Origin of the sequence: Agromyces sp. Soil535, assembly GCF_001428255.1 — a bacterium.
Taxonomy (GTDB): domain Bacteria; phylum Actinomycetota; class Actinomycetes; order Actinomycetales; family Microbacteriaceae; genus Agromyces.
Genome location: NZ_LMRW01000012.1, coordinates 294,687 through 320,567 on the forward strand (window position 1 = coordinate 294,687; position 25,881 = coordinate 320,567).

The 25,881-nt window shown below is 73.0% G+C and carries 23 protein-coding genes and 1 tRNA gene; 12 read left to right on the forward strand and 12 right to left on the reverse strand.

The features are described from left to right. Nucleotides 1–2: 2 nt before the first annotated feature. From ASG80_RS10725 to ASG80_RS10740, 4 genes are read left to right on the forward strand one after another with little or no spacing between them, the layout of a single operon-like run. Nucleotides 3–1,070, forward strand: a complete 1,068-nt coding sequence (locus tag ASG80_RS10725) for an iron ABC transporter permease (RefSeq protein ID WP_235508272.1) — start codon at nt 3–5, stop codon at nt 1,068–1,070. Further along, a complete protein-coding gene (locus ASG80_RS10730) occupies nt 1,067–2,149 on the forward strand; it encodes an iron chelate uptake ABC transporter family permease subunit (protein ID WP_235508273.1) in 1,083 nt (360 codons plus the stop codon). Before ASG80_RS10725 ends, ASG80_RS10730 begins: the two co-directional genes overlap by 4 nt. Next, nucleotides 2,146–2,958, forward strand: coding sequence for an ABC transporter ATP-binding protein (locus tag ASG80_RS10735; protein WP_056730396.1), 813 nt, complete (start codon nt 2,146–2,148; stop codon nt 2,956–2,958). Before ASG80_RS10730 ends, ASG80_RS10735 begins: the two co-directional genes overlap by 4 nt. Before the next feature lie 39 nt (nt 2,959–2,997). Continuing rightward, entirely contained in the window at nt 2,998–4,014 is a 1,017-nt protein-coding gene (locus ASG80_RS10740) for an iron-siderophore ABC transporter substrate-binding protein (RefSeq protein ID WP_056730397.1), read from the forward strand. Nucleotides 4,015–4,086: 72 nt separating this feature from the next. Here the strand turns inward: ASG80_RS10740 and ASG80_RS10745 are convergent, their stop codons facing one another. The 11 genes from ASG80_RS10745 to ASG80_RS10795 all read right to left on the reverse strand — a co-directional run bounded on the left by ASG80_RS10745 (nt 4,087) and on the right by ASG80_RS10795 (nt 14,042). Beyond that, entirely contained in the window at nt 4,087–4,491 is a 405-nt protein-coding gene (locus tag ASG80_RS10745; RefSeq protein ID WP_056730399.1) for a hypothetical protein, read from the reverse strand. Beyond that, complete coding sequence (locus ASG80_RS10750; RefSeq protein ID WP_056730401.1) at nt 4,488–5,930, reverse strand: NAD(P)/FAD-dependent oxidoreductase; 1,443 nt, start codon at nt 5,928–5,930, stop codon at nt 4,488–4,490. Before ASG80_RS10750 ends, ASG80_RS10745 begins: the two co-directional genes overlap by 4 nt. A gap of 93 nt (nt 5,931–6,023) precedes the next feature. Then, the gene (locus ASG80_RS10755) at nt 6,024–6,905 is read right to left on the reverse strand and encodes an arginase family protein (protein WP_056730403.1); all 882 of its coding nucleotides are present in this window, start codon (nt 6,903–6,905) and stop codon (nt 6,024–6,026) included. A 70-nt stretch (nt 6,906–6,975) separates the two neighbouring features. Beyond that, entirely contained in the window at nt 6,976–7,713 is a 738-nt protein-coding gene (locus ASG80_RS10760) for a PspA/IM30 family protein (RefSeq protein ID WP_056730405.1), read from the reverse strand. 103 nt (nt 7,714–7,816) lie between these two features. After that, a complete protein-coding gene (locus tag ASG80_RS24790) occupies nt 7,817–9,808 on the reverse strand; it encodes a TPM domain-containing protein (RefSeq protein WP_056730409.1) in 1,992 nt (663 codons plus the stop codon). 80 nt (nt 9,809–9,888) lie between these two features. Further along, nucleotides 9,889–10,680: a hypothetical protein gene (locus ASG80_RS10770; protein WP_056730412.1), complete on the reverse strand. Its 792-nt coding sequence runs from the start codon at nt 10,678–10,680 to the stop codon at nt 9,889–9,891. Next, a complete protein-coding gene (locus tag ASG80_RS10775; protein ID WP_056730416.1) occupies nt 10,667–11,200 on the reverse strand; it encodes a sigma-70 family RNA polymerase sigma factor in 534 nt (177 codons plus the stop codon). The genes ASG80_RS10770 and ASG80_RS10775 overlap by 14 nt, the downstream gene beginning before the upstream one ends. A gap of 179 nt (nt 11,201–11,379) precedes the next feature. Further along, a complete protein-coding gene (locus tag ASG80_RS10780) occupies nt 11,380–12,027 on the reverse strand; it encodes a DUF2461 domain-containing protein (RefSeq protein WP_056730418.1) in 648 nt (215 codons plus the stop codon). A gap of 52 nt (nt 12,028–12,079) precedes the next feature. Further along, a tRNA-Arg gene (locus ASG80_RS10785) sits at nt 12,080–12,152 on the reverse strand. A gap of 65 nt (nt 12,153–12,217) precedes the next feature. Beyond that, nucleotides 12,218–13,414 carry an ROK family transcriptional regulator gene (locus ASG80_RS10790; RefSeq protein ID WP_056730419.1) on the reverse strand — a complete coding sequence of 399 codons (1,197 nt, stop codon included), beginning with the start codon at nt 13,412–13,414 and terminating at the stop codon, nt 12,218–12,220. Nucleotides 13,415–13,424: 10 nt separating this feature from the next. Continuing rightward, complete coding sequence (locus ASG80_RS10795) at nt 13,425–14,042, reverse strand: hypothetical protein (RefSeq protein WP_056730420.1); 618 nt, start codon at nt 14,040–14,042, stop codon at nt 13,425–13,427. Nucleotides 14,043–14,081: 39 nt separating this feature from the next. Here ASG80_RS10795 and ASG80_RS10800 point away from each other — a divergent pair, with 39 nt between their 5' ends. From ASG80_RS10800 to prfA, 8 genes are all read left to right on the forward strand, one after another. Then, nucleotides 14,082–15,758 (forward strand): arginine--tRNA ligase, encoded by a 1,677-nt coding sequence (locus ASG80_RS10800; RefSeq protein ID WP_056730421.1) that lies wholly within the window; start codon nt 14,082–14,084, stop codon nt 15,756–15,758. Then, complete coding sequence (locus tag ASG80_RS10805; protein ID WP_056730422.1) at nt 15,755–16,711, forward strand: DUF2993 domain-containing protein; 957 nt, start codon at nt 15,755–15,757, stop codon at nt 16,709–16,711. The genes ASG80_RS10800 and ASG80_RS10805 overlap by 4 nt, the downstream gene beginning before the upstream one ends. A gap of 160 nt (nt 16,712–16,871) precedes the next feature. Then, the gene (gene lysA / locus ASG80_RS10810) at nt 16,872–18,311 is read left to right on the forward strand and encodes a diaminopimelate decarboxylase (RefSeq protein WP_056730423.1); all 1,440 of its coding nucleotides are present in this window, start codon (nt 16,872–16,874) and stop codon (nt 18,309–18,311) included. Further along, the gene (locus tag ASG80_RS10815; protein WP_056730424.1) at nt 18,308–19,618 is read left to right on the forward strand and encodes a homoserine dehydrogenase; all 1,311 of its coding nucleotides are present in this window, start codon (nt 18,308–18,310) and stop codon (nt 19,616–19,618) included. The genes lysA and ASG80_RS10815 overlap by 4 nt, the downstream gene beginning before the upstream one ends. Further along, complete coding sequence (thrC, locus tag ASG80_RS10820; protein WP_056730425.1) at nt 19,615–20,712, forward strand: threonine synthase; 1,098 nt, start codon at nt 19,615–19,617, stop codon at nt 20,710–20,712. Before ASG80_RS10815 ends, thrC begins: the two co-directional genes overlap by 4 nt. Continuing rightward, nucleotides 20,709–21,704 (forward strand): homoserine kinase, encoded by a 996-nt coding sequence (gene thrB, locus ASG80_RS10825; RefSeq protein WP_056730427.1) that lies wholly within the window; start codon nt 20,709–20,711, stop codon nt 21,702–21,704. The genes thrC and thrB overlap by 4 nt, the downstream gene beginning before the upstream one ends. Nucleotides 21,705–21,922: 218 nt before the next feature. Beyond that, entirely contained in the window at nt 21,923–24,136 is a 2,214-nt protein-coding gene (gene rho, locus ASG80_RS10830) for a transcription termination factor Rho (protein ID WP_235508274.1), read from the forward strand. Nucleotides 24,137–24,141: 5 nt separating this feature from the next. Continuing rightward, nucleotides 24,142–25,218 (forward strand): peptide chain release factor 1, encoded by a 1,077-nt coding sequence (gene prfA, locus ASG80_RS10835; RefSeq protein WP_056730429.1) that lies wholly within the window; start codon nt 24,142–24,144, stop codon nt 25,216–25,218. Nucleotides 25,219–25,299: 81 nt separating this feature from the next. On the opposite strand, the gene epsC is transcribed toward prfA, so the two are convergent. Further along, nucleotides 25,300–25,878, reverse strand: a complete 579-nt coding sequence (gene epsC / locus ASG80_RS10840; RefSeq protein WP_056730431.1) for a serine O-acetyltransferase EpsC — start codon at nt 25,876–25,878, stop codon at nt 25,300–25,302. Between the last annotated feature and the right edge of the window lie 3 nt (nt 25,879–25,881).

Genomic DNA, 25,881 nt, shown 5'->3' on the forward strand with positions numbered 1-25,881 from the left:
GGGTGACCGAACGGATGCCGCGCGCCGCCACGGTGACGCAGCCGACCGGCACGCCCGGCCGGCCGGCCGGGCGTCGGATGCCGCCGGCGGCGACGCTCGCGATCGCACTCGGGCTCCTCACCGTCGTCGCGGTCGCGAGCCTCGCCATCGGCACACGACAGGTGCCGTTCGACGTCGTCCTCCAGGCCTTCATCGCGCCGGTCGCGGGCGACGCCGACCAGGTCGTGGTGCGCGACCTCCGGCTTCCACGCGCCGTCATCGGCATCATGGCGGGCGCCGCGCTCGGGGTGGTCGCCGCGATCCTGCAGGGTGCGACGCGCAACCCGCTCGCCGATCCTGGGCTCCTCGGCATCAACGCGGGGGCCTCCCTCGCGGTCGTCGCGGCGATCGCATTCCTGGGCATCGCCTCGCCGTTCGGCTTCATCTGGTTCGCGTTCGGCGGTGCCGCGCTCGCCGCCGCCGTCGTGTTCGCGATCGGCTCGACAGGCGGAGCAGGCGCCACCCCCGCGAAGCTCGCGCTCACCGGCGCCGCCCTCACCGCGGCGACGACGCCCCTGGTCACGCTGCTCCTCATCCGCGACCAGGGCACCCTCTCCCAGTACCGGTTCTGGTCGGTCGGGTCGCTCTCGGGTCGAGGGCTCGAGACGGCGGCGGTGCTCTGGCCGTTCCTGGTCGTGGGGCTCCTGCTCGCCGGCTGGCTCGCGGGCCGACTCAACCTGCTCGCGCTCGGTGACGATGTCGCCCGCGGGCTCGGCGTGCGCCTCGGGACGACGCGGGTCGTGACCGCGGTGGCCGTCATCGTGCTCGCCGGCACCGCGACATCGCTCGCCGGCCCCATCGCACTGCTCGGCCTGGCGGTCGCACACGCCGCGCGCGGGCTCGTCGGCGGCGACTACCGCTGGCTCACCCCGCTGTCGGGAGTGCTCGGGGCGATCGTGCTCCTCGCTGCAGACGTCATCGGGCGCGTGGTGGTGGCGCCCGCGGAACTCGAGGCGGGCATCGTCGCCGCGATCGTCGGCGCGCCCGTGCTGATCGCGTTGGTGCGCCGCACGAAGGGAGTGTCGCTGTGAGCGCCGCGCCGATCGCGGCGCCCGCCGTGCCGCCTGCCGACTCCATCGATGCCCTCGCGGTCCGGGTGGCCGGCACTCGCGGGCGGCGGCGGCGGCGAGCCGCCACGGTCGCCGTCGTCGCGTCGTTCCTCGCGCTGGCCGCCGCGGTCGCGTCGCTGCTCCTCGGTGCGGCGGGGCTCGGCGTCGGCGACGTGCTCGCCGCGCTGGCCGGGGAGGGCTCGGCGAAGGCCGAGTTCGTGATCGTGCGGCTGCGCCTGCCGCGCGTGCTCGCCGCGATCATCGCGGGCACGGCCCTCGGCCTCGGCGGCGCGCTCTTCCAGACGACGCTGCGCAACCCGCTCGCGAGCCCCGACATCCTCGGCGTGACGGGCGGCGCGAGCCTCGCCGCGGTCGGGTCGATGCTGGTCCTCGGACTCGAAGGACCGGCCGTGTCCGTCGCCGCGTTCGCGGGAGCGCTCGTCGTCGCCGCGCTCATGTGGGGCCTCGCGTGGCGCGACGGCCTCACCGGGATCCGGTTCGTGCTCGTCGGCATCGGGCTCGCGTCGATCGTGGCGGGCCTGCTCGGCTGGCTCATCACGCGCGCCGCCGTGCGCGAGGCATCCGAGGCGCTCGTGTGGATGGTCGGCGGAATCGCGACGACCGGCTGGCCCGAGCTCGCCACCGCCGGGGTCGCGCTCGCGGTGCTCCTCGGGCTCACGGCGGTCTTCTCGCCCCGGATGCCGCTCATCGCCCTCTCCGACGACAGCGCGCGTTCGCTCGGGCTCGACGCCACCCGTGCTCGCGCCGTGGCGATCGTGCTCGGGGTCGCGCTCGTGGCCGTGGCCACGTCCCTCGCCGGGCCCATCGCGTTCGTGGCCCTCGTGGCCGCACCCATCGCACGGGCGCTCGTGGGCCACGGGCAAGCGGCGCTCGCAGCATCCGCCATCGTCGGCGCCGCCATCGTGCTCGTGGCCGACCTCGTGGCCCAGCACGCCTTCGCGGGCATCGCGGTGCCTGTGGGAATCGTGACGGGCCTCATCGGCGCGCCCTACCTCCTCTGGCTCATCGCGAGAGGCAACCGGAAAGGATCGGACGGATGACCCGGTCGGCACCCCATGCGCTCCGCGCCGAGTCCCTGGCGCTGGCCTACGACGGCCGCCCCGTCATCGAAGGACTCGACCTCGAGATCCCCGATGGGCGCATCACGGCGATCGTCGGGCCGAACGCGAGTGGCAAGTCCACCCTGCTGCGCGGGCTCGCGCGGCTGATGCGCCCCGAGTCGGGGCGGGTCACCCTCGACGGCCGCGACATCCGGTCGTACGCGCCGAAGGAGTTCGCGCGTCGCGTCGCGGTGCTGCCGCAACAGCCGGTGGCGCCCGACGGCGTGCTCGTCGCCGAGCTCGTATCGCGTGGGCGGCATCCGCACCGCGGCTGGTTCGGCGGACGCTCGAGCGACGACGACCTCATCGTGGCCGAGGTGCTCGCGGCGACGGGCACGGCCGAGCTCGCCGACCGGGCCGTCGCAGAGCTCTCGGGGGGCCAGCGGCAACGGGTGTGGATCGCGATGGCGCTCGCCCAGCGCGCTGACATCGTGCTGCTCGACGAGCCCACGAGCTTCCTCGACGTGAGCCACCAGCTGGAGCTGCTCGACCTGCTCACCGAGTCGAACCGCGACCACGGCACCACCGTGGTGATGGTGCTGCACGAGCTGAACCTCGCGGCGCGCTACGCCGACCACCTCGTCGTCGTCGACGCCGGGCGCATCGCGGCGGAGGGCGACCCGGTGGCCGTCATGACCGCGGAGACCGTCGGCGCCGCGTTCGGCGTCGACTGCGTGGTGGCCACGGACCCCGTCGCCGGGTCGCCGATGGTCGTGCCGATCGGCAGGTTTCACGGGCGCGATATTTAGGTTAGGCTAACCTCAATCCGCCCACTCGAAAGGGAGTTCATGCACGCCCGACGCACGATCGCCGTCCTCGCCGCCGTCGCAGCGGCTCTCGCCCTCGCCGGATGCGCTTCGGCGGCGCCCGAGGAGAACGGAACCTCCGCGGCATCCGACGGCACGTTCCCGGTGACCATCGAGCACGCGTTCGGCGAGACCGAGATCCCCGCCGCGCCCGAGCGTGTGGCGACCTGGGGGTGGGGGAGCGCCGAGGCCGCGCTGGCGCTCGGTGTCGTGCCCGTGGCGATCGCCCAGCAGACCTACGGCGCGAACGAGGACGGCGTGCTCCCGTGGGTCGCAGAGAGGCTCGACGAGCTCGGTGAGGAGACTCCCGCCATCCTCACCGACGACGGCGAAGGCCCGCCCTACGAGGAGATCATCGAGGCCGCGCCCGACGTGATCCTCGCGCCGTATTCGGGCATCACCGAGGAGCAGTACGAGCTCCTCAGCGAGATCGCGCCGACCGTCGCCTACCCCGACGAGCCGTGGACCACCCCGTGGCGCGAGGTCGTCACCTCCGTCGGCACCGCGCTCGGTATGGAGGACGAGGCGCAGGGCGTGCTCGACGACCTGGACGCCGAGCTCGCCGCGCAGGCCGAGGCCCACCCCGAGCTCGATGGGCTGACCGTTGCGGCCGTCTGGGACGTCGCCGGCACGTTCTACGTGTACACGCCCGAGGACTCGCGCGTGGAGTTCCTCTCGGCGCTCGGCCTCGAGGACGCGCCCGCCGTCGCCGAGCTCGCCAACGGCGACTCGCCGTTCTACTACACGCTCAGCTACGAGCAGCTCGACCAGCTCGACTCGGACCTCGTGATCAGCTACCACGACACCCAGGAGGAGGCCGACGCGTTCCTCGCCTCGGGGCCGGTCCAGGCGATCCCGGCCGTGGCCCGCGGCCAGGTCGCCCAGGTCGTCGGAACCGAGCTCATCGCTGCGGTCTCGCCGCCCACCGCCCTGTCGCTGACGTACGGGCTCGACGAGCTCGTCGCGTCGCTGTCCGCGGCCGCTCAGCCGGCGAGCTGACCGGCGCCGCCCGCACGGCGGCAAGACGGTGGCCCGGATGCCGCGACGGTCGTATCGGGGCCGTTCGGCGTCTCAGCGGGCGGAACGGTCGGCGCGCCGGCGCCGCGGGACGTAGCCGCCGGCCTCGAGGCCCGCTTCGATCTCGAAGCGGTTGCCGAGCGGGTTCCGCCCCGCGATGAGGTAGAGCACGGGGAAGAGCATGCCGTACTTCCGCCACTGCGCCTTGTGCACGGCCTCGTGCCCGAGCACGACGTCGCCGGCGTTCCGATCGGTGAGATAGCACCCGCCGACGCACGCGCCGCCGCGACCGAAGGTCCACTTCGGCATCCCCGTGAACACGACGAGGCCCTGCCGCACCTCGATGGGGCCCGTGCTCCACAGGAAGCCCCAGACGAAGCCGACGAGGGTCGCCCACCAGTAGCCGGCGCGGCTGATCGGCGAATCCGTGAGGCGGATCCGGAGCACCCGCCCGCTCACGCCGCGACCTCAGGCCGGCCGAGGTCCTCGAGGAGGCGCAGCCACACCTCGCTCATCGTCGGGAACGCCGGCACGACGTGCCAGAGCCGGTCGACGGGGACCTCGCCCACGATCGCGATCGTCGCGGCCTGCAGGAGTTCCGCGACATCCTGCCCGACGAACGTCGCGCCGATGACGTTGCCCCGCCCGGCGTCGACGACGAGCCGCGCGCGGCCCTCGTAGCCGTCCGCGAGGATGCCCGCTCCGCTCGCGGACTGCATCGGGACGTCGGCGATGCGCACCTCGATGCCGGCACGTTCGGCGGCCGCGGCCGTGAGCCCCACGGCGACGCACTCGGGCTCGGCGAAGACGACCTGAGGCACCGCGGAGTGATCGGCCGTCGCCGCGTGCACGCCCCACGGCGAGGCGTCGACCCCGCGGCCGAGTGCGCGTGCGGCGATCACGTCGCCCGCCGCACGCCCCTGGTACTTGCCCTGGTGGGTGAGGAGGGCGCGGTGGTTCACGTCGCCCGTCGCGTAGAGCCATTCACCCCCGCCGTCGGCACCTGAGACGAGCAGCGTGTCGTCCACCTCGATCCAGGAGCCGGGCTCGAGCCCGACGGTCTCCAGCCCGATCGTGCCGGTGCGTGGCTTCCGCCCCGTCGCCACGAGCACCTCGTCGGCGGTGACCGTCGACTCGTCGTCGAGCGTGATCACGACGTTGCCAGATGCGTTGCGCTCGACCTGCGTCGGCTGCGCGCCGAGCCGCACGGATGCCCCGAGCCCGCGGAGCCCGGCCGCCACGGCATCCCCGGCGAACGGCTCCATGCCGCCGAGCAGGCGGCTGCGGGCGAGCACGGTGACCTCGGTGCCGAAGCCGGCGTATGCGGTCGCCATCTCGACCGCGACGACGCCGCCGCCGATGATCGCGAGTCGCGCAGGCGGATGCTCGACGCTCGTCGCGTCGCGGCTCGTCCACGGGTCCGCCTCGGCGAGGCCGACGATGGGCGGCACGACCGGGTCGGAGCCCGTCGAGACGACGACGGCGTGACGGGCGACGAGCGCGACCTCTGTGCCGTCGGGGCGTTCGACGACGACGCGCCGGGGCCCGTCGAGGCGTCCGTGCCCCCGCTCGAGTTCGACGCCGATGCTCTCGAGCCAGCCGACGGCGCCATGGTCGCTCCAGTCGGATACCCAGTAGTCGCGCCGGCGGAGCACGGCCTCGACGTCGAGAGGTCCGGTGACAGCCCCCGCCGCGCCCGCGACGCGCTGGGCCGCGCGCAGGGCCGCCGCGCTCCGGAGCAGGGTCTTCGAAGGCACGCAGGCCCAGTACGAGCACTCGCCGCCGACGAGCTCGTGCTCGACGAGCACCACGTCGAGGCCGCCCGCGCGTGCCCGATCCGCGACGTTCTCGCCGACCGGGCCCCCGCCCAGCACGACCACGTCCACCTCGCGCTGCATGTGTCTCCCTCCGGCCCGGCGGACGCCGACGGCCTGGCCCAAGCCTAGGCAGAACGGCCGACGGGCCGCACCGTGGTGGCGCGACCAGCAGGCTCAGACGGCGTCGGCCTCGGGTGCCTCGTCGCTCCGCGCCGCACGGTCGCCGGAGGTGAGCGCGGCGACGAGTCGGAGGATCGTGGGGAGGTCGTCGTTCGCGGACTCGGGCGAGTTCGGCGCGAACCCGGCGATCGCCGCGCCCGCGAGCGGGAATCGGGTCGCGACCGCACGCAGGAGTGCCGCCAGTGCGGCGGCGTCGATGCCGAAGGGCATGGGGTACGACAGCCCGGCCAGGGCGGAGGGATCGAGCACGTCGAGGTCGATGTGCACGAACACCTGCGAGGCGCCGGTCTGCTCGAGCGCCGCGACGACCACGGTGGGGTCGGAGAGGTCCTCGACGGTGAGCACGGTCACGTCGTGCTCGTCGATGAACCGGCGTTCCTCGTCGTCGATCGCGCGGATGCCGCCGAGCACGAGGCGCGCGGGCGCCACCTTCGTCGTCTCATCGAGGGCGAGTCCCTCCGCGCCGTCACCCGCGATCGCCCGGAGGGTCATCCCCCCGAAGCCGCCGGACGGCGAGGACTCGGGCGTGTTCAGGTCGGGCTGCGCGTCGAGCCAGAGCACCGCGAGGTCGCCGCCCGTGCGGCGCGACGCATGCGCGACGGCGGCGAGCGACGCACTGCAGTCGCCGCCGATCGTGAGGGCCCAGTCGGGGACCAGCGCGAGCGCCTCCTCGGCCCGCTCGCGCACGCGGCGCAGCGCGCTGTACCTCCGCACTCCGGTGCCGAGCGAGTCACCCGCCTCGACGGGCACCTCGACGACGATGGTGGCGGCGGACGGGAGGTCGCCCTGGATCGCGATGGCACCGTCGGCATGGCTCATCGCGCGAGCCGACACGGAACCCTGCCACAGGGGGACGACGACGAACGTAGCGGGCATGCCTCACAGTATCGCGCACGCACGGATGCCGCGGCCCGCCGTGAGCCGCGGCATCCGTCGATCGCCCGGGTCAGCCCGAGATGGCGCCCTGCGACGAGCCCCCGGCCTTCAGCGCGGCGAGGCGGGCATCGACCTCGGTGAGTTCGCCGAGGTCGTCGAGCTCGTTGAACTGCGCGTCGAGGCTCGACGCGGCAAGCTCAGCCTGGCCGCGGACGACGGCCTCCTCGCGGCGGATCTTGTCCTCGAAGCGGCCGATCTCGCTCGTGGGATCGAGGAAGTCGATCGACTTCACGGCGTCCTGCACCTGCCTCTGCGCCTGGGCGGTCTTCGCCCGCGCGACGAGCTCGGAGCGCTTGTTCTGCAGCTGGACGAGCTTCTCCTTCATGCCGTTGAGGCCCGACTTCAGCTTGTCGACCACCTCGGTCTGCGCGGCGATCTGCGGCTCGGCGGCCTTCGCCTCGTTCTCGGCCGAGATCTGGCGGCTGAGCGCGACCTTGGCGAGGTTGTCGAACTTGTCGGCGTCGACCGCATCGCCGGCCGACCGCAGCTCGTCGCCCTTGCGACTCGCGGCGACGGCCTTCTCGCCCCATTCGCGGGCGGCCTCGACGTCCTCGCGGTGGTCGTCCTCGAGGAGGCGCAGGTTGCCGATCGTCTCGGCGATCGCGGCCTCGGCGTCGGCGATGGAGTTGGTGAAGTCGCGCACCATCTGGTCGAGCATCATCTGCGGATCCTCGGCCTGGTCGATCAGCGCGTTGATGTTCGCCCTCAGGAGTTGCGAGATGCGGCCGAAGATGGACTGCTTTGCCATGGTGGTTCCTTTCGGTGGTGGTCGGTGCTGGTCGAAGGTCGTCGGTGGCGGTCGTCGGAGGTCGTCGAGCCGCCCGTGTCGGCGTGTCGGGTGGTCGCGGCGCTCAGAAGCGGCCTCCGCCCCCGCGGCGCGACCTCGTGCCGGAGCCGCCGAAGCTGCCCGGCGAGCGGCGCCCGCCGCCCCCGAAGCCGCCGCCGAAGCCGCCGCCACCGCCGCCGAAGCCGCCTCGTCCGCCTCCGCCGAGCACGGAGTTGATGAGGATGCCGCCGAGCACGGCGCCGAACAGGTCGCCGCCGCCTCTGCCGCCGGCCTGCGGCGCGCCGTAGCCGCCGCCCATGCCACCGCCGAACCCGCCGACGTCCTGCTGGGCGAGCGACATGGCCGTGCGGGCGAGGGACTCCGCACGCTGGGCGGTCGCGAGTGCCGCCGCCGGGTCTGGCGCAGCCAGGCCCTCCGCCTCGACGAGCAGTCGTCCCGCCTCTGCGAGGCGCGTCCTGGCCTCGGCGCCGACGGCGCCGCGGCGCGCCACGAGGTAGTCCTCGGCCGCCTGCACCTGGGCCCTGGCCGTCGCGAGCGTGCGCCCGAGTTGGGCTTCGGCTCGCGCGCGCTGCTCGGCGGCATCCCGCGCGCCCGCGATGGCGGCGTCGATCTCGGCGTTCACCCGCTCGACGCGGGCATGGGCCACGAGGGGGTCGCGGCCGGGCGCGCCGATGCCGGCGCGGAGCGCGGCCGCCTCGCTCGCCACGCGATCGGCGAGCGCCGCGGCGCCCTGGTCGCCGAGCCCCCGGGCGGCCTGCACGTCGCGTTCGAGGTCGGCGACCCCGGCCGCCACCGCCTGGTCGGCGGTCTGGAGGTCGGCGGCGAGCCGCTCCACGGCGTCGGCGAGCAGGGTTGCCTGGTCGACCGACTCCTCGGCCGCGCGGATGCCGACGGCGGCGTCGTTCGGTCGCCCCTCCGTGATCGCGGTCGCCGCCTGCTCGAGCGCCTGCCGTGCGAATCCGATGCGGGCCTCGGCCTGCGCGGGGTTGTCGGCGACGGGCGCGACGGCGGATGCCGCGTACTGCGCCGTGAGCGCCGCGAGGCGCTGCGACGCGGGCGCCAGTCGAGGCGCTGCCGCATCCGCCTCGGATCGCACGCGTTCCAGCTCGGCCGGCGCGTTGCGTTCGAGCGCCCGAAGCTCGTCGAACCGGTCCGCCTGCTCGTCGAGCAGGGCGTCGGCCTCGCCCGCGAGGCGGATGATCCCGCCGTACCAGGCGCGCCGCTCGTCGTCGGTGTCGGGATGCGCGTCATCGAGCTGCTGCTGCATCGCGAACGCCTCCGCGACCTTGGCCTTCGCGCCCTCGAGGGCGGCGCTGAAGTCGGCGGTGGCCGCGTCGCCGTAGGAGGCGACGGCGAATCCGAGCTCCTCCTCGCTCGTCTTCACGGCGTCGTCGGCCTGCACGAGGGCGCTGCCCGCCTGCCGCCTGAGCTCGTCGATCGGGGGCTGGGGAGGGCCGGCCGCGACGCCACCGCCGGCGGCCTGCCTCCGCCTCCGTCGGCGGGAGAGCACGACGGCGATGATCGCGACGACCACGGCGCCGATGACGAGGAACCACACCCAGCCCCAGCCGCCGCCTCCGCCTCCGTCGGCGAGCGCATCTGCGGTGTCGATCGCGGCCTGTGCCCAGTTCCCGTCGCGGAGTTGCGGCTCGATGACCTCGAGCATGATGCGCTGGAGCTCATCTTCCGGGATGGACGCCTCGGAGTCCGCGGAGAGGTAGTACGCGCGTCCGTCGATGGCGACGGCGAGCAGGTAGTCCTCGGCGCCCATGTTGTTGGCGATGGCCGTGTCGCTGGCCCACGCGTCGGCGGCCTCGGGATTCGTGAACTCGTCGACGTAGGCGACGAAGAGCTGCCGCCCGCTCGAGTCGGCGGCACCGTCGATCGCGGCCTCGACCTCATCGAGCCGGTCGCCGAGCGCGCCGACGGTGTCGACGACCGGGCTCGACCCGAACCCGACCGGGTCCTCGGCCCATGCGACGGCCGGTGCGCCGATCGTGAGCATCGCCACCGCGATGATCCCCAGAACTCCGGAACTGCGACGTACCGACGCCATGCACCAGTGCCTTTCCCCCGTCCGAGCGGACCATCCCGAGTCTATGGGGAGGTCGTCCCCTCGTCCACGGTGCTGGCGGATCACTCCACGGTGAGCGGGGCGAACGGCGACACCAGGAGCATGCTCGCACCGTCGGCCGCCGACGTGAACACGAGGATCGCGCCCACGGCGTAGTCGCCAGGCTCGAGCGGCGGCAGGTCGCCGGGCAGGCCGGCACCCTGGTCGTCAGCCGTCGTGCAGCGCTGGGCGGTCACCTCGGCGGGAAGCGTCAGGGATGCTCCTGGCGCCAACGCGATCGGCGCCATGCCCGCGTCCGAGGTGCCGCTCGAGTGCCACACCGCGTCACCGGTCTGGGCGAGGGTGATTGCGGGAACGACCGACAGGTCACCGGTGACCGGCTCAACGCCTGTGTTCGTCACGGTGACCTCGACCGACCCGGTCCCGTCGGGCGCGAGCGGCGCGGCGGGCGGCGCGACCGTCACCGCGAGCGGGCTCGTCGCGGCATCCGTCGCCGTCGCCACCGGGGCGCCGCACAGGTTGACCGACTCGGGCGCGACGAGCATGAGACCGGATGCCGCGTCTTCGCCCCGCGCCGCCTCCGGCACGGCGTCGGACGACTCGGCCGACCCCGACACCACGGGCGCGTCCGCGGTCGTGGACCCGCCACCGGTCTGCTGGAGCCCGAACACGAGCCCGCCGACGGCGAGCACGACCGCGACCGCACCCGCGCCGGCGACCATCGCGGTGCGTCGCGCCCGCCGACGAGAGCGGCTCGCCGCGAGGACGGCGTCGACGTCGACCGGGCGCGGGCTCGCGGCATCCGCGGCCCGCTTCAGGCCCTCGCCGAGCCCGGTGGGATCAGGTGCTGACATTCTCGCCTCCCGTCCGCGCGGAACGCGCGCCCGCCGGATCGATCGAGGAGGAGAGCGAGCGCAGGCCGTCGCTGAGGTACCGCTTGACCGCACCCGAGCTGATGCCGAGCACCCGGGCGATGCCGTCGACGGTGAGGTCCTCGTAGTACCGCAGGACGATGCACGCGGCCTGCCGCGGCGGCAGCTTCCGCACCCGCCCGAGCAGGTCGAGGCGGTCGTCGCTGGCGTCGGCGGCCGAATCGACGCTCGGCGGCGCCACGGCGAGGTGGCGAACGCGGCGCCAGGTGCTGTCGCGACGCGACCGGTCGATGACCTGGTTCAGGATGGCGCGGCGCACGTACGCCTCGGCGCGCGGCAGCGTGAGCCCGAGACGGGGCCTGCCGAAGGTGCGCACGAGGGCCTCCTGCACGAGGTCGGCCGCGTCGTCGACGCTGCCGGTGAGCAGGTAGGCGTAGCGGCTGAGCGCGTCGCCGCGCTCGACGACGAGCGTCGTCGCCACCTCGTCCCACGCGCGGGCCACGCGATCTCCTCCCGACGGCGGCGGATCCGCCGTCACCCATTCAGACGAACGATGGGCGCGTTTCGTTGGGTGGCCGACGGGTCGCTTCGCTCAGCGTATCGCCGCGGGTATCGACCGGTCCGGGCCGGACCCAGCTGACGGGCCACCATGCACCGCACGGTCGGCGGGGAGTCCGCGCGTCAGCGAGTGCGCTCGGCGGCCGACGGACCGACGTGCGCGTCGAGCCAGTCCGTCAGCGGCCGCGAGGCGCGCAGCGCCTCGGCGACGCGGTCCTCGGCGGCGGCCGTGTGCAGCCAGGGCGAAACCGGCCACTCGATCCAGGCTGCGAGGTCCTTGTCGCGGAGCAGGTCGGCCCTCGGGTGCTCGGGGTCCACGCCGCGGGGAACGCGCTTCAGCCGTTCGCGGGCCGTCACCGAGACGCCGTCGGCTTCCAGGGCCGCGACGGCTGCGATCAACGCCTCGCCGCTGAGGTCCTCTTCGACGGCCGCGCGGAACCGGGCGAGCTGGTCGGGCGCCATGACGTGGCATCCGGCGCCGACACCGAGGCCCGAGGCGGAGAAGTGCACGTACCCCGAGCCGCCGAGCGTTGCGCCGATCGCGGTCTTGTACGGGGTCTTGTCGGCGCTGAACCGGATGTCGCGGTAGGGGCGGAAGATGCGTCCCTCGCCGAACTCGCCCTCGAGGTCTTCGAGCAGCGCCTGCATCGGCCCGAGGACGAACGTGTCGTACTCGGACCGGTGGGCGGTCCAGTACGCCTTCGAGTTGTCGGCCTCGAGCCCGCTGTAGAACTCCAGCGCGCGACCCGGCCAGCCAGTGAACTCGCCCATCTCAGCCTCCTCTGCGGAGCCCGAACGGCGATGGCGACGTCATCGCCCGGAGTGCCCCCGGAGGGATTCGAACCCCCGACCTACGGTACCGGAAACCGGCGCTCTATCCCCTGAGCTACGGAGGCGCACAGTTGGAAAGACTACCACTGCGCGCACCCGCCTCCGACACGTCGGCCGCCCATGCGGCGCTTCAGGCGAGGCTCACGCTCGCGACCGTGTCGAGCAGTTCCTCGCGCACCCGGCCGGCCAGCTGGATCCGGGCGCCCATGAGGACCGGGTCGCCGTCGACGCGCGTGGCGACCACCTCCGGGTACCAGCGGCTGAGACGGTGGATGCCGCGCCCGACCTCCTGCGCGAACGCCTCGCCGCCGAGGCTCGCGGTCGGCCCGGCGAGCACGAGGCGCCCCGGGTCGAGGGTCGCGAGCAGGGGGAGCGCGACGTGCGCGACGCGCTCGGCGAGGTCGTGGAACACGGCGGTGCGCGCCTCCTCGGCCTCGGGTTCGGCGAGCGCGGCGCGCGCCGCGTGGTAGCCGGTGACGTCGAGACCGTGGTGGCGTGCGAGCAGCGCGACGGCGCGACCGCCGACGAGGTCCTGCGCGCTGTGCGCGCTCGGGTCGATGGCGCTCGCCGCCGCCGACAGCGGCAGGAAGCCGATCTCGCCGGCTCCGCCGAAGGTGCCGCGGTGCAGGTCGCCCGCGACGTCGAACGACGCGCCCACGCCGTTGCCGAGCCAGAGCAGCACGAAGAAGCCGTTGTCGACCCCTGCCCCGAGCTCGCGCTCCGCGACCGCGGCGAGGTTCACGTCGTTCTCGACGTGCACGGCCCGCCCGAGCTCCGCCTCGAGGATCGGGCGCAGGCCGCGCACCGGCCAGCCGGGCAGGGTCTCGCTGAAGAGCTCGCCCGTCTCTCCCGGGTCGACGTAGCCGGGGATGCCGATGCAGACGGAGTGCACGACCGTGGGGTCGGTGCCGGCCGCCTCGCTCGCCTCGACGATCGCCCGCGACACCTCGTCGACGGCGGAGCGCTCCGTCGGATCGTGAGGCAACGGCATCCGCACCACCGGGCGCCCGCCTCCGGTCGCGTCGACGACCGTGGCGCGGAGCTCGAAGGCGTCGAGGTCGAGGGCGACGCCGAGTGGGCGGTCGGTGCGCGCTGCGTAGACCACGGCGCTGCGGCCGGCGGAACCCGACGTACGCCCGCGCTCCTCGATGAAGCCGGCGGCGAGCAGGCGCGACATCATCTGCGACGCCGTGGGCTTCGAGACCCCGACGAGCTCGCAGATGCGGTTCCGCGTGAGCGGTCCGTGCTCGAGCAGCACCGCGAGTCCGGCGCGATCGTTGACGGCCCCCAGCCACGAGGGCGTTCCCGTCGAGGAGTTCGCCGCCATCGGCCGTCCGTCAGGCCGCGGGCAGGTTCTCGAGCACGGCGGCGACGAGCTGCTGCGCGTCGCCCGGCTCGAACAGCGCCGTCGAGTCGACGACGACCCAGTACGGACCACGGAACACCTGCGCCTCGCCGGTGCCGCCGACGTGGACGAAGTAGCCCTCGACGTCGGGCGGCGTGCCGTAGGTCGGCACCGGCTTGCTCGACAGCGCGGCGTCGTTGCGGCGCGCCTCGCCGGCGGCGGTCGTCGGCGTCGCGACGCCGATCTCGATCACCTCGCCGCTCGTCTGGTTGAGGTAGCCGCAGGCGGTGCCGGCATCCTCGTCGACGAGCGCGACCACGGTGTCGGCGGCGGGTTCGTAGCCGGGGTCGGCGCCGTAGTTCGGGTTGAACGCGTAGAGCTGCTCTGCGGTGACGAGCTGGTCGCATGCGATCGGGAAGGGCGTCGGTGGTTCGGCCGTCTCGGTCGGCTCGGGGGCCGCCGTCGGTTCGGTCGGAGCCGCGGTCGGCGCCGCCGATCCGGTGGGCTCGGTCGCCTCTGGCGTGCATCCGGCCAGCAGGGCGACGGATGCCGCAGCGACGAGTGCGAGGCCGGCGTGACGGGTTCGGGCGAGGTAGGGCGTGCGCGGCATGTGACGAACCCTATCAACCGTGCCGGGTAGGATTTGCGGGTGACTCCCGACGACCTCTCGCGTGCCCTCCTCGACCTCGTGAACGGGCTCGTCGAGCGACGCCGGGCGGCCGGCGAGGACGTTCGCCTCGAGCTCGCCGCGGGCGATGTCACCCTCGAGCGGCCGAAGCTGCGCGAGCACGGCGACTGGGCGTCGAGCATCGCCATGCGGGTGGCCAAGCCGCTCGGCTCGAATCCTCGCGAGATCGCGACCGAGCTCGCCGGCGCGCTGGCAGGCATCGACGGTGTCGCGAGCGCCGAGGTCGCGGGTCCCGGCTTCATCAACATCCGCCTCGACGCAGCCGCGGCGGGCGCCCTCGCCAAGGCCATCGTCGATGCGGGTCCCGCGTACGGTCGCGGCGACTCGCTCGCGTCCGGCGGTCGCATCAACCTCGAGTTCGTCTCGGCGAACCCCACCGGGCCGCTGCACATCGGCCACACCCGGTGGGCGGCCCTCGGCGACTCGATCGGCCGCGTGCTGCGGGCCGCGGGCGCCGACGTCGAGAACGAGTACTACGTCAACGACGCCGGCAACCAGATGGACACCTTCGGCGCCTCGGTGCTCGCAGCTGCGAAGGGCGAGCCGACCCCCGATGGCGGCTACCCGGGCACGTACATCGCCGACCTCGCCACCCGGGTGCTCGAGCGCGAGCCGAAGCTGCTCGAGCTCGACGACGTCGTGGCACTGCACACGGCGAAGGAGATCGCGTACGAGTTGCAATTCGCCGAGATCCGCCGCTCGCTCGAGCGGTTCAACGTGCACTTCGACATCTGGACGAGCGAGCGTCGCCTGCACGTCAAGGACGACGACGGGCTGTCCGACATCGACACGGCGGTCGAGCGGCTCCGCGCCCAGGGGCACGTCTACGACGAGGACGACGCGGTGTGGGTGCGCACCACGGACTTCGGCGACGACAAGGACCGGGTCATCCGCCGCGGCAACGGCATCTACACGTACTTCGCCGCCGATGCCGCGTACTACCTCGACAAGGGCGACCGCGGGTTCGGGCACAAGATCTACCTCCTCGGCGCCGACCACCACGGCTACGTGCACCGCCTGAAGGCCCTGGCCGGTGCCGCGGGCGACGACCCCGAGCGCGACATCGAGGTGCTCATCGGCCAGCTCGTGAGCGTCAACGGGGCGAAGCTCTCCAAGCGCGCAGGCAACATCATCGAGCTCGACGACCTGCAGGCGTGGCTGGGCACCGACGCGCTGCGGTACACGCTGGCGCGGTACCCGGCCGACTCGCCGCTCACGATCGACCCCGAGATCCTCCAGCGCCGCAGCAACGACAACCCCGTCTTCTACGTGCAGTACGTGCACGCGCGCACCACGCAGCTCGCGCTGAACGCGGCGGCATCCGGGGTCGACCGCTCCTCGTTCGCGCCCGAGCTGCTCACTCACGAGACGGAGTCGGCGCTGCTCGGCGCGCTGCAGGAGTTCCCTCGCGTCGTGGCGCAGGCCGCTGAACTGCGCGAGCCACACCGCGTCGCCCGCTACCTGGAGGAGCTCGCGGGCCTCTACCACCGCTGGTACGACAACTGCCGCGTGCTGCCGCTCGGCGAGGAGCCCATCGGCGACCTGCACCGCACCCGGTTGTGGCTGAACGACGCGACCGGCACCGTCATCCGCAACGGGCTCGACCTGCTCGGCGTCTCCGCACCGGTGCGGATGTGACGCAGCCGGGGCAGGGCGACGAGCCGCGGGAGACGGATGCCGCGGGCGGGGCGGTGCCCGGCGAGCCCGACGACACCGGCGCGACCGCGATCATCCCAGTGGACGAGCAGCAGACGGAGGTCATCTCGCCCGCAGGAGCGACGGCCTCCCCGGCGCCGTCCGCGGCCGCCCGGCCACGGGACGCGACAGGCGGCGACCGCCCGCGTCGCCGCTCACTCGGCCGGGGCACGCGCGTGTGGATCACGATCGCCGCGGTCGTGGCCGCGCTCGCGGCCCTCGTCGTGGTGGCCGATGTCATCGTCCGCAACATCGCAGAGGCACGGTTCGCCGAGCAGATCGAGGCGAACCTGCCCGATGGCGTCGAGGGCGACGTGCAGGTCACGATCGGCGGGCTCTCGGTCATCGCGCAGTACCTCTCCGGCACCATGCAGCAGGTCGAGCTCTCCGCCCCCGAGCTCACCGTCGAGGGCGTGCCGATCTCGGTCGACGTCGTCGGCGAGGGCGTGCCCGTCGACCTCGCGGCGCCGGTCGAGCGGATGTCCGCCACCATCGAGGCCGACGCGGCCGCGGTGAACCGGCTGGTCAGCGTGCAGGGCGTCGAGGGCGACCTCGCGTTCGGCGACGGCACGGTCGGGTACACCGGGTCCACGAGGTTCCTGGGGCTGCGCATCGAGTACACGGTCACCGCGCGACCGACCGCGGCGGGCGACACGGTGCTGCTCGAACCGGTCGGCGTGGAGGTCGCCGCCGGCGGCGGCTCGATCGACGTGTCGGGCATCGTCGAGCGACTCCTCGGCGATGACCCGGTGCCCGTGTGCGTCGCCGATCACCTGCCTGCCGGTGTCGAGGTGCAGCAGCTCACCGTCGACCCCGCCGGTGCAACCGTCACCCTCGAGGCGAGCGGCCTCCGACTCGACGAGGCGAGCCTCGCGACGACGGGAAGCTGCGACTGACCCGTGGCCGCCCGTCACGGATTCGGCCCGTTCGACGCGCCTCGGTAGACTCGCCGTAGTCCGCCCCACAAGGGCGGCCCGCAGCAGGCTTCAGGAACCAATCCGGGTTCGCTCGCCGCGAGCGATCCCGTCGATGCTCTCGTCCCGTTGAGGTTTCCCCGTGGCAACCACCGCAGCAATACCAGGCTGGCTCCGCGTGCCCGACGACGCCAACGCCCTGGCGCCGCAGGTCTGGCCCGAACGCGCGCACCGCGATGCCGACGGCCGGCTCGTGCTCGGAGGCCTGCCCGCGACCGAGCTCGCCGAGCGCTTCGGCACGCCCCTCTACGTGATCGACGAGTCGGACGCGCGGGCGCGCGCGGCGCGCATCCTCGCCGCGTTCGAGGCGGCCGCGGCATCCGTCGACACGACCGTGACGGTCTATTACGCGGGCAAGGCGTTCCTCTCCGGCGCCGTCGTGCGCTGGGTCACCGAGGCCGGGCTCGCGGTCGACGTGTGCACCGGCGGCGAACTCGCCGTCGCGCTCGCCTCGGGCGCCGACCCCGCACGCATCGGGTTCCACGGCAACAACAAGTCGGTCGCCGAGATCGAGCGAGCGGTGGCCGCGGGCGTCGGCGCGATCATCATCGACAGCGAGGTCGAGATCGAGCGGGTGGCGGATGCGGCGGCGCGCGCCGGCCGCGTGCAGCGCGTGCGGCTCCGCGTGAACAGCGGCGTGCACGCCTCGACCCATGAGTTCCTCGCCACGGCGCACGAGGACCAGAAGTTCGGCGTGTCGCTCGAACGAGCCGTCGAACTCGGCACGCGCATTCGCTCGCACGCGTCCCTCGACCTCCTCGGCCTGCACTGCCACATCGGTTCGCAGATCTTCGACTCCGCGGGGTTCGCGGAGTCCGCAGAGCGCCTGCTCGCGGCGCACGCGGAGCTCGACCGAGTCGCGCCGCTGCCCGAGCTGAACCTCGGCGGCGGCTTCGGCATCGCCTACACCTCGGCCGACGACCCCACGCCCATCGAGCAGATCGCGCTCGGCATCGCCGAAGCTGTCGCGAGCGGATGCCACGCGCACGGCGTGCCCGTGCCGAAGCTCGCCTTCGAGCCCGGCCGCTCGATCATCGGCCCGGCCGGCGTCACCCTCTACACGGTCGGCACGGTCAAGCCGGTGCCCATCGAGGGCGGCTGGCGGCACTACGTGTCGGTCGACGGCGGAATGAGCGACAACGCGCGCGCCGCGCTCTACGGCGCCGACTACACGGTGCGCCTCGCGTCGCGCATCTCCCACGAGCCGCCCGCCCTGGTGCGCGTCGCCGGCAAGCACTGCGAGTCGGGCGACATCGTGGTCGACGCCGACTACCTGCCGCACGACGTCGCGCCCGGCGACCTCGTGGCCGTCGCCGCGACCGGCGCCTACTGCTGGTCGCTCGCGAACAACTACAACCACGTGCCGCGGCCGCCGGTCGTCGCCGTGCGCGACGGCGTCGCGCGGGTCATCGTGCGCGGCGAGACCGAGGCCGACCTCCTCGCCCGCGATGCCGGGCTGGACGCACCCGACGGTCGCGACGACATCGTCGCTCCGGCCGCCGCAGAAGGGACCCGTGCATGATCGAGTACCGCACCATCCGTGTCGGGCTCCTCGGGGCGGGGTCCGTGGGCTCGCAGGTCGCGCGGCTCCTGCTCGAGCACTCCGACGAGCTCACGCAGCGCATCGGGGCGCGCATCGAGCTCGTCGGCATCGCGGTGCGCGATCTCGATGCCAAGCGCGATACCGCCCTCCCGCGAGAGCTGCTCACGACCGACGCCGATTCGCTCATCCTCGGCTCCGACATCGTGATCGAGCTGATGGGCGGCATCGAGCCGGCGCGCACGCTCGTGCTCGCGGCGATCGCATCCGGCGCGGATGTCGTCACCGGCAACAAGGCACTCCTCGCGAATCACGGGCCCGAGCTGTTCGCCGCGGCAGAGCAGGTCGGCGCGCAGCTCTCGTACGAGGCGGCCGTCGGCGGCGCGATCCCGATCATCCGGCCGTTGCGCGACAGCCTCGCGGGCGACCGCATCGAGCGCATCCTCGGCATCGTGAACGGCACCACGAACTTCATCCTCGACCGCATGGACACGACGGGCGCCTCCCTCGAGGACGCCTTGGCCACTGCGACCGAGCTCGGGTACGCGGAATCCGATCCCACGGCCGACATCGGCGGCTACGACGCCGCTCAGAAGGCCGCTATCCTCGCGAGCCTGGCGTTCCACACGAGCGTGCCCGTCGACGCGGTGTACCGCGAGGGCATCACGGGCGTGACGGCCGACCAGGTCGAGTCCGCCCGGCGCGCCGGGTTCGTCGTGAAGCTCCTCGCCATCTGCGAGCGCCTCCTCGACGACGAGACCGGCGAGGAGGGCGTCTCGGCCCGGGTCTACCCGGCGCTCGTGCCCCGCGAACATCCGCTCGCCGCGGTGCACGGCGCGAACAACGCCGTCTTCGTCGAGGCGGCGGCCGCGGGCCCGCTCATGTTCTACGGCGCTGGCGCCGGGGGAGTGCAGACGGCCTCCGCAGTGCTCGGCGACCTCGTCGCGATCGCCCGCCGGCACGTCATCGGCGGCCCGGGCACCGCGGAGTCGACGCACGCCGAGCTGCCGGTGCTCGACATAGGCCGCATCACCACGCGGTATGCGATCACCCTCGAGGTGGCCGACGAGCCCGGCGTGCTCGAGCGCATCGCGCACGTCTTCGCCGAGCACGGCGTCTCGGTCGAACAGCTCCAGCAGACCGTGAGCGGCGCAGCCGAGCGGGCTACGCTGGTGATCGGGACGCATGAGGCGAAGGAGTCCGCGCTCGCCGACACCGTCGCCGCCCTCGCCCAGAGCCCCGTCGTCGCATCCGTCGCGTCCGTCCTCCGAGTTGAAGGAGCAGTGTGAACCACCCCACCCCCAAGCCAGGCTCGCGCCAGTGGCGCGGCGTCATCCGAGAGTACGCCGATCGCCTCGACGTCACGGATGCCACGCCAATCGTCACCCTCGGCGAGGGCGGCACGCCGCTCCTGCCGGCGCCTGCGCTCTCGCGCCGCACCGGCGCCGACGTGTGGGTGAAGTTCGAGGGCATGAACCCCACCGGCTCCTTCAAGGACCGCGGCATGACGATGGCCGTCACGAAGGCCGTGGAGCGCGGAGCGAAGGTCGTCATCTGCGCCTCGACCGGCAACACGTCGGCCTCGGCGGCGGCGTACGCGACGCACGCGGGCATCACGGCCGCCGTACTCGTGCCAGAGGGCAAGATCGCGATGGGCAAGCTGAGCCAGGCGATCGCGCACAACGCGCAGCTCATCCAGGTGCAGGGCAACTTCGACGAGTGCCTCGACATCGCCCGCGACCTCGCGGCGAACTATCCGGTGCACCTCGTGAACTCGGTGAACAACGACCGCATCGAGGGCCAGAAGACGGCGGCGTTCGAGGTCGTCGAGGTGCTCGGCGACGCGCCCGACTTCCACTTCATCCCCGTCGGCAACGCGGGCAACTACACCGCGTACACACGCGGCTACCGCGAGGACATCGCTGCGGGCAACGCGACGCGACTGCCGCGCATGTTCGGCTTCCAGGCGTCGGGCTCTGCGCCCATCGTGCGCGGCGAGCCCGTGCGCGACCCCGACACGATCGCGAGTGCGATCCGCATCGGCAACCCGGCCTCGTGGGAGCTCGCCCTGCAGGCCCGCGACGAGTCCGACGGCTACTTCGGCGCGATCGACGACGACAAGATCCTGGAGGCGCAGCGCATCCTGTCGGCCGAGGTCGGCATCTTCGTCGAGCCGGCCTCCGCGATCAGCGTCGCGGGGCTCCTCGAACGCTCCGCAGCCGGTGTGGTGCCGGCGGGGGCGCGGGTCGTGCTCACCGTCACGGGCCACGGTCTGAAGGACCCGCAGTGGGCCCTGCGCATGGCCGACGGCTCCGACGTGAAGCCAATCGTCGTTCCGGTCGACACGGCCCGGGTCGCCCAGGTGCTCGGGCTCGTCTCATGACCAGCGCGACCACGGCACCGGGCTCGGGCGTCGCGCCGTCGCTCGCCGGCCGCGTGGTGCACGTGAAGGTGCCGGCGACGTCGGCCAACCTCGGCCCGGGCTTCGACACGCTCGGCCTCGCGCTCGCGCGCTACGACGAGCTCGAGGTCGAGGCGACGGATGCCGCGACCCACGACATCCGAGTGTTCGGCGTGGGCGCCGGCGAGGTTCCGCTCGACGAGTCGCATCTCGTGGTGCGCGCCATCGCGCACACGTTCGCGCGCGCCGGCGTGCCGATGCCGGCGCTCCGGCTCGTGGCGCACAACGCGATCCCGCACGGGCGCGGACTCGGGTCGTCGGGGGCGGCGATCGTCGCAGGCGTGATGGCGGCGAAGGGCCTGCTCCAGGGCGTCGTCGAGTTCACGCCCGACGAGCTGCTCGAGTTCGCGACCGAGCTCGAGGGCCACCCCGACAACGTGGCGCCCGCACTCTTCGGCGGCCTCACGATCGCGTGGGTGACGCCTGAGGGCCCGCGGCACAAGAAGCTCATCGTGCATCGCGGCGTGTCGCCGCTCGTGCTCGTGCCCGAGCACGAGATGTCCACGGCGCTCGCCCGCTCGCTGCAGCCCGAGTCCGTGCCGCACGAGGACGCGGTGTTCAACGTGTCACGATCGGCGCTGCTCATCGCCGCGCTCATCCAGAGTCCCGAGCTGCTGCTGCAGGCCACGGAGGACAAGCTGCACCAGCACTACCGGGCGCAGGCCATGCCCGAGACCGACCGGCTCATCCGGGTGCTCCGTGCGGCGGGGCATCCGGCGGTCGTGTCCGGGGCGGGTCCGTCGATCCTCGTGCTCGCGAGCGACCCGAGCGAGCGGGCCGACGCGATCCGCCTCGTCGAGGAGTCGGCCGACACCGCGTGGCAGGCGCTGCCGCTCGCCGTCGACTTCCTTGGCGCGACGGTGTCAGAAGCGGAACGCCGAGCCCCGCAGGAGGCTCCTCGCACCGCCGGGTGAGTCGTGCGTCGGAGACGCGCCTCGCCAGGTGTTAGGATTATTCCGCACCCGGCAGGCAACGCAAGGTATCGCGTTCCCTGTCGCATCGTGCAATTCCCAGCAATCCATTGCTTTCGCTTTCGCGCATGTCTGCGCCACCGCGCACCGACATCGCTCGTGCCGGCGATCAGCTCTCCTGGGTCGGCAACTCTTGCGGCCAGGGGAAAGGAACATACCCAGTGACCAACGGAACCGACCACGCCACCGTGAGCGTGGCGAACCGCACCCGCCTCAGCGCCCTGAAGGTGGCTGAGCTCCAGGAGCTCGCCGCCTCGCTCGGCATCGTGGGTGCATCGAAGCGCCGAAAAGGAGAACTCGTGGAGTTGATCTCCGCCCACCAGGACGGCGGCGCCTCCGTCGACGCGCCCGTCGAGGCCGCAGAGGCCCCCGCGACGAGTGAGCCGGCCGCACCCGAGGAGCCCGCCGCCGCGGTCGAGGCTCCCGAGGCCGGGGCGCCCGCCGCCGACGACCCCATCGTGGCAGTCGGCGCGCCCGCCGAGGCCGCCGGCCTCGAGGCTCCTGGCGTCGAGGCTCCTGGCGTCGAGGCTCCTGGCGTCGAGGCTCCGGCCGTCGAGGCTCCGGCCGTCGAGGCTCCGGCCGAGACGACGGATGCCGCGGCCGCGCCGGTCGCGACGCAGCCCGCGCGGCAGGGTCGCCAGCCTCGCCGTGCGACGAGCGCCAGCACCGCAGCCGCGCAGCACGTGAACGCGGGCGCCGGCGTAGACCTCGTCCCCGCCGACGCCGACGCCCGCGAGGCCGCGCGTGCCGCCGTACGCGAGGAGCTCGCGGCCGCGACTGGCGACGGCGCGCGCGGCACGCAGCCCGCCGAGGGCGAGGGAGAGCAGGCTGCCGAGCAGCCCCGCCAGGGTCGCGGCCGCAACCGCGGCCGCCGCGGCGGCGACCGCGCCGAGCGCGCCGGTGACGACGCGCAGAAGCCCGCAGAGGAGCGCCCGGGTCGCCAGAACGGCCAGGCCGCCGACCGGCAGGCAGGCGCCAAGGGCGAGGAGCAGGGCGGACGTCCCGCGCGCGAACGCCAGCAGGGCGAGGGCGACACCGCCAAGCAGCAGGGCGAGGGCGCACGCGGGCAGCAGCAGGGCCAGGGCCGCGGCGACCAGCCGCAGGCCGAGGGCGAGGGCGGGCGCCGCAGCCGCTACCGCGACCGCAAGCGTCGGGGCCAGGGCACCGGCGACGAGCTCGAGCCCGAGATCCTCGACGACGACGTGCTGATTCCCATCGCCGGCATCCTCGACGTGCTCGACAACTACGCGTTCGTGCGCACCACCGGCTATCTGCCCGGTCCGAGCGACGTCTACGTCTCGCTGGGCCAGGTGAAGAAGTACAACCTCCGCAAGGGCGACGCGGTCGTCGGCTCGATCAAGCAGCCGCGCGACGGCGAGTCGAACAGCCGCCAGAAGTACAACGCGCTGGTCAAGGTCGACTCGGTGAACGGCCAGACGTCCGAGGAGTCGGCCGCGCGCGTCGAGTTCCAGAAGCTCACGCCGCTCTACCCGCAGGAGCGCCTGCGACTCGAGACCGAGCACACCAGGCTGACGCAGCGCATCATCGACCTCGTGGCGCCGATCGGCAAGGGCCAGCGCGGCCTCATCGTCGCGCCGCCGAAGGCGGGCAAGACGATCGTGCTGCAGCAGATCGCGAACGCGATCTCGATCAACAACCCCGAGGTCCACCTCATGGTCGTGCTCGTCGACGAGCGCCCCGAAGAGGTCACCGACATGCAGCGCACGGTGAAGGGCGAGGTCATCGCCTCGACGTTCGACCGTCCGGCCGAAGACCACACGACCGTCGCCGAGCTCGCCATCGAGCGCGCGAAGCGGCTCGTCGAGCTCGGCCACGACGTGGTCGTGCTGCTCGACTCGATCACCCGGCTCGGCCGCGCGTACAACCTCGCGGCACCGGCATCCGGCCGAATCCTCTCGGGCGGGGTCGACGCGTCGGCGCTGTACCCGCCGAAGCGGTTCTTCGGCGCGGCGCGGAACATCGAGAACGGCGGCTCGCTCACGATACTCGCCACGGCGCTCGTGGAGACGGGCTCGAAGATGGACGAGGTGATCTTCGAGGAGTTCAAGGGCACCGGCAACTCGGAGCTGCGCCTTTCGCGTCAGCTCGCCGACAAGCGCATCTTCCCGGCGGTCGACGTCAACGCGTCGTCGACGCGGCGCGAGGAGATGCTCCTCTCGCCCGACGAGGTGAAGATCACCTGGAAGCTGCGTCGGGCCCTCGCGGGGCTCGAACAGCAGCAGGCGCTCGAGGCAGTGCTCGGCCGTCTCAAGGAGACGCAGTCGAACGTCGAGTTCCTGATGCTCATGCAGAAGTCGATGCCCGTCGCGAACGGCGCCGCTCACTCGCACGGGCACGAGACCGACCACCGGTAGGCCGCGTGTTCGAGTCCGTCCAGGCCCTGATCGCCGAGCACGGCGATCTTCAGGAGGAGCTCGCCGACCCGGCGCTGCACGCCGACGCCACGCGCGCGAAGAAGGTCAACCGCCGCTACGCCGAGCTCAGCCGCATCGCAGCCGCGCACTCGGCGTGGCTCCAGGCCCAGGACGACGTCGAGGCGGCGCGCGAGCTCGCCAAGGAGGATGACGCCTTCGCCGAGGAGGTTCCCTCGCTCGAGGAGGGCCTCGCGCAGGCGCAGGAGAAGCTCAGGCGACTCCTCATCCCGCGCGACCCCGATGACGGGCGTGACGTGATCATGGAGATCAAGGGCGGTGAGGGCGGCGCGGAGAGCGCCCTCTTCGCGGGCGACCTCCTGCGCATGTACATGCAGTACGCGCAGTCGAAGGGCTGGAAGGTCGAGCTCCTCGACCAGAACGAGTCCGACCTCGGCGGCTACAAGGACGTGCAGGTCGCGATCAAGTCGAATGCGACGGACCCCTCGCAGGGGGTGTGGGCGCACCTGAAGTACGAGGGAGGCGTGCACCGCGTGCAGCGCGTGCCGGTCACCGAGACCCAGGGCCGCATCCACACCTCGACCACGGGCGTGCTCGTCTTCCCCGAGGTCGACGAGCCCGAGGAGGTCGACATCAACCAGAACGACCTCAAGATCGACGTGTACCGCTCGTCGGGCCCCGGCGGCCAGTCGGTGAACACCACCGACTCCGCGGTGCGCATCACGCACCTGCCCACGGGCATCGTCGTGTCGATGCAGAACGAGAAGTCGCAGTTGCAGAACCGCGAGGCGGCGATGCGCGTGCTGCGCGCGCGCCTGCTCGCGCGCCAGCAGGAGGAGCAGGCGGCGGCGGCATCCGATGCCCGCAAGTCGCAGATCCGGTCGATGGACCGTTCGGAGCGCATCCGCACCTACAACTTCCCCGAGAACCGCATCGCCGACCACCGCACCGGGTACAAGGCGTACAACCTCGACCAGGTCATGAACGGCGCCCTCGACCCCATCATCGACTCGGCCGTCCAGGCCGACGAGGAGGCGCAGCTCGCGGGCTTGGGCGACGACTGAGCCCCGCCGTACGGAACGGCGAAGGGCGGATGCTGCGGCATCCGCCCTTCTGCGTTGCCCGCCAGGAGCGGCGGGGTCGGCTCAGATATGCCAGTCGTGCACGCCGCGCGCGGCATCCGCGGTGGCGTGCGACAGCGGCTTGAAGGTGGCGGGGATCCCGACGACGAGTGAGTGCGCCGGCGCGTCCCTGGTGACGACGGCGTTCGCGCCGATCGCGCTCCACGCGCCGATCGTGACGTTGCCGAGCACCTTCGCGCCGGCGCCCACCGTGACGCCGTCTTCGAGCGTCGGATGCCGCTTCGCGCCGCGCGGCGTGCCGCGCGGCGCCTTGCCGCCGAGTGTGACGCCGTGGTAGAGCATCACGTCGTCGCCCACGACGGCGGTCTCGCCGATCACCACGCCCATGCCGTGGTCGATGAAGAAACGCCGGCCGATGCGCGCGCCCGGGTGGATCTCGATGCCCGTGAGGAAGCGCACGAACTGCGAGCCGAGGCGCGCGGGCAGCCGGAATCCGGCCTCCCAGAGCCGGTGCATGAGACGGTAGCCCCAGATGGCGTGCAGGCCGGAGTAGGCGAGGAAGACCTCGGTGGAGCTCCTCGAGGCAGGGTCGTGCGCGCGAGCGGTCGCGATGTCTTCCCTGAGCCTTGCGAGGATTTCCACCTG

Excerpts from the sequence above, each read along its gene's own strand:
- ASG80_RS10735 (WP_056730396.1), top strand. The coding sequence starts at position 2,146 with ATGACCCGGTCGGCACCCCATGCGCTCCGCGCCGAGTCCCTGGCGCTG.
- ASG80_RS10740 (WP_056730397.1), top strand. The coding sequence starts at position 2,998 with ATGCACGCCCGACGCACGATCGCCGTCCTCGCCGCCGTCGCAGCGGCT.
- ASG80_RS10750 (WP_056730401.1), bottom strand. The coding sequence starts at position 5,930 with ATGCAGCGCGAGGTGGACGTGGTCGTGCTGGGCGGGGGCCCGGTCGGC.
- ASG80_RS10755 (WP_056730403.1), bottom strand. The coding sequence starts at position 6,905 with ATGCCCGCTACGTTCGTCGTCGTCCCCCTGTGGCAGGGTTCCGTGTCG.
- ASG80_RS10760 (WP_056730405.1), bottom strand. The coding sequence starts at position 7,713 with ATGGCAAAGCAGTCCATCTTCGGCCGCATCTCGCAACTCCTGAGGGCG.
- ASG80_RS24790 (WP_056730409.1), bottom strand. The coding sequence starts at position 9,808 with ATGGCGTCGGTACGTCGCAGTTCCGGAGTTCTGGGGATCATCGCGGTG.
- ASG80_RS10770 (WP_056730412.1), bottom strand. The coding sequence starts at position 10,680 with ATGTCAGCACCTGATCCCACCGGGCTCGGCGAGGGCCTGAAGCGGGCC.
- ASG80_RS10780 (WP_056730418.1), bottom strand. The coding sequence starts at position 12,027 with ATGGGCGAGTTCACTGGCTGGCCGGGTCGCGCGCTGGAGTTCTACAGC.
- ASG80_RS10790 (WP_056730419.1), bottom strand. The coding sequence starts at position 13,414 with ATGGCGGCGAACTCCTCGACGGGAACGCCCTCGTGGCTGGGGGCCGTC.
- ASG80_RS10795 (WP_056730420.1), bottom strand. The coding sequence starts at position 14,042 with ATGCCGCGCACGCCCTACCTCGCCCGAACCCGTCACGCCGGCCTCGCA.
- ASG80_RS10815 (WP_056730424.1), top strand. The coding sequence starts at position 18,308 with ATGATCGAGTACCGCACCATCCGTGTCGGGCTCCTCGGGGCGGGGTCC.
- thrB (WP_056730427.1), top strand. The coding sequence starts at position 20,709 with ATGACCAGCGCGACCACGGCACCGGGCTCGGGCGTCGCGCCGTCGCTC.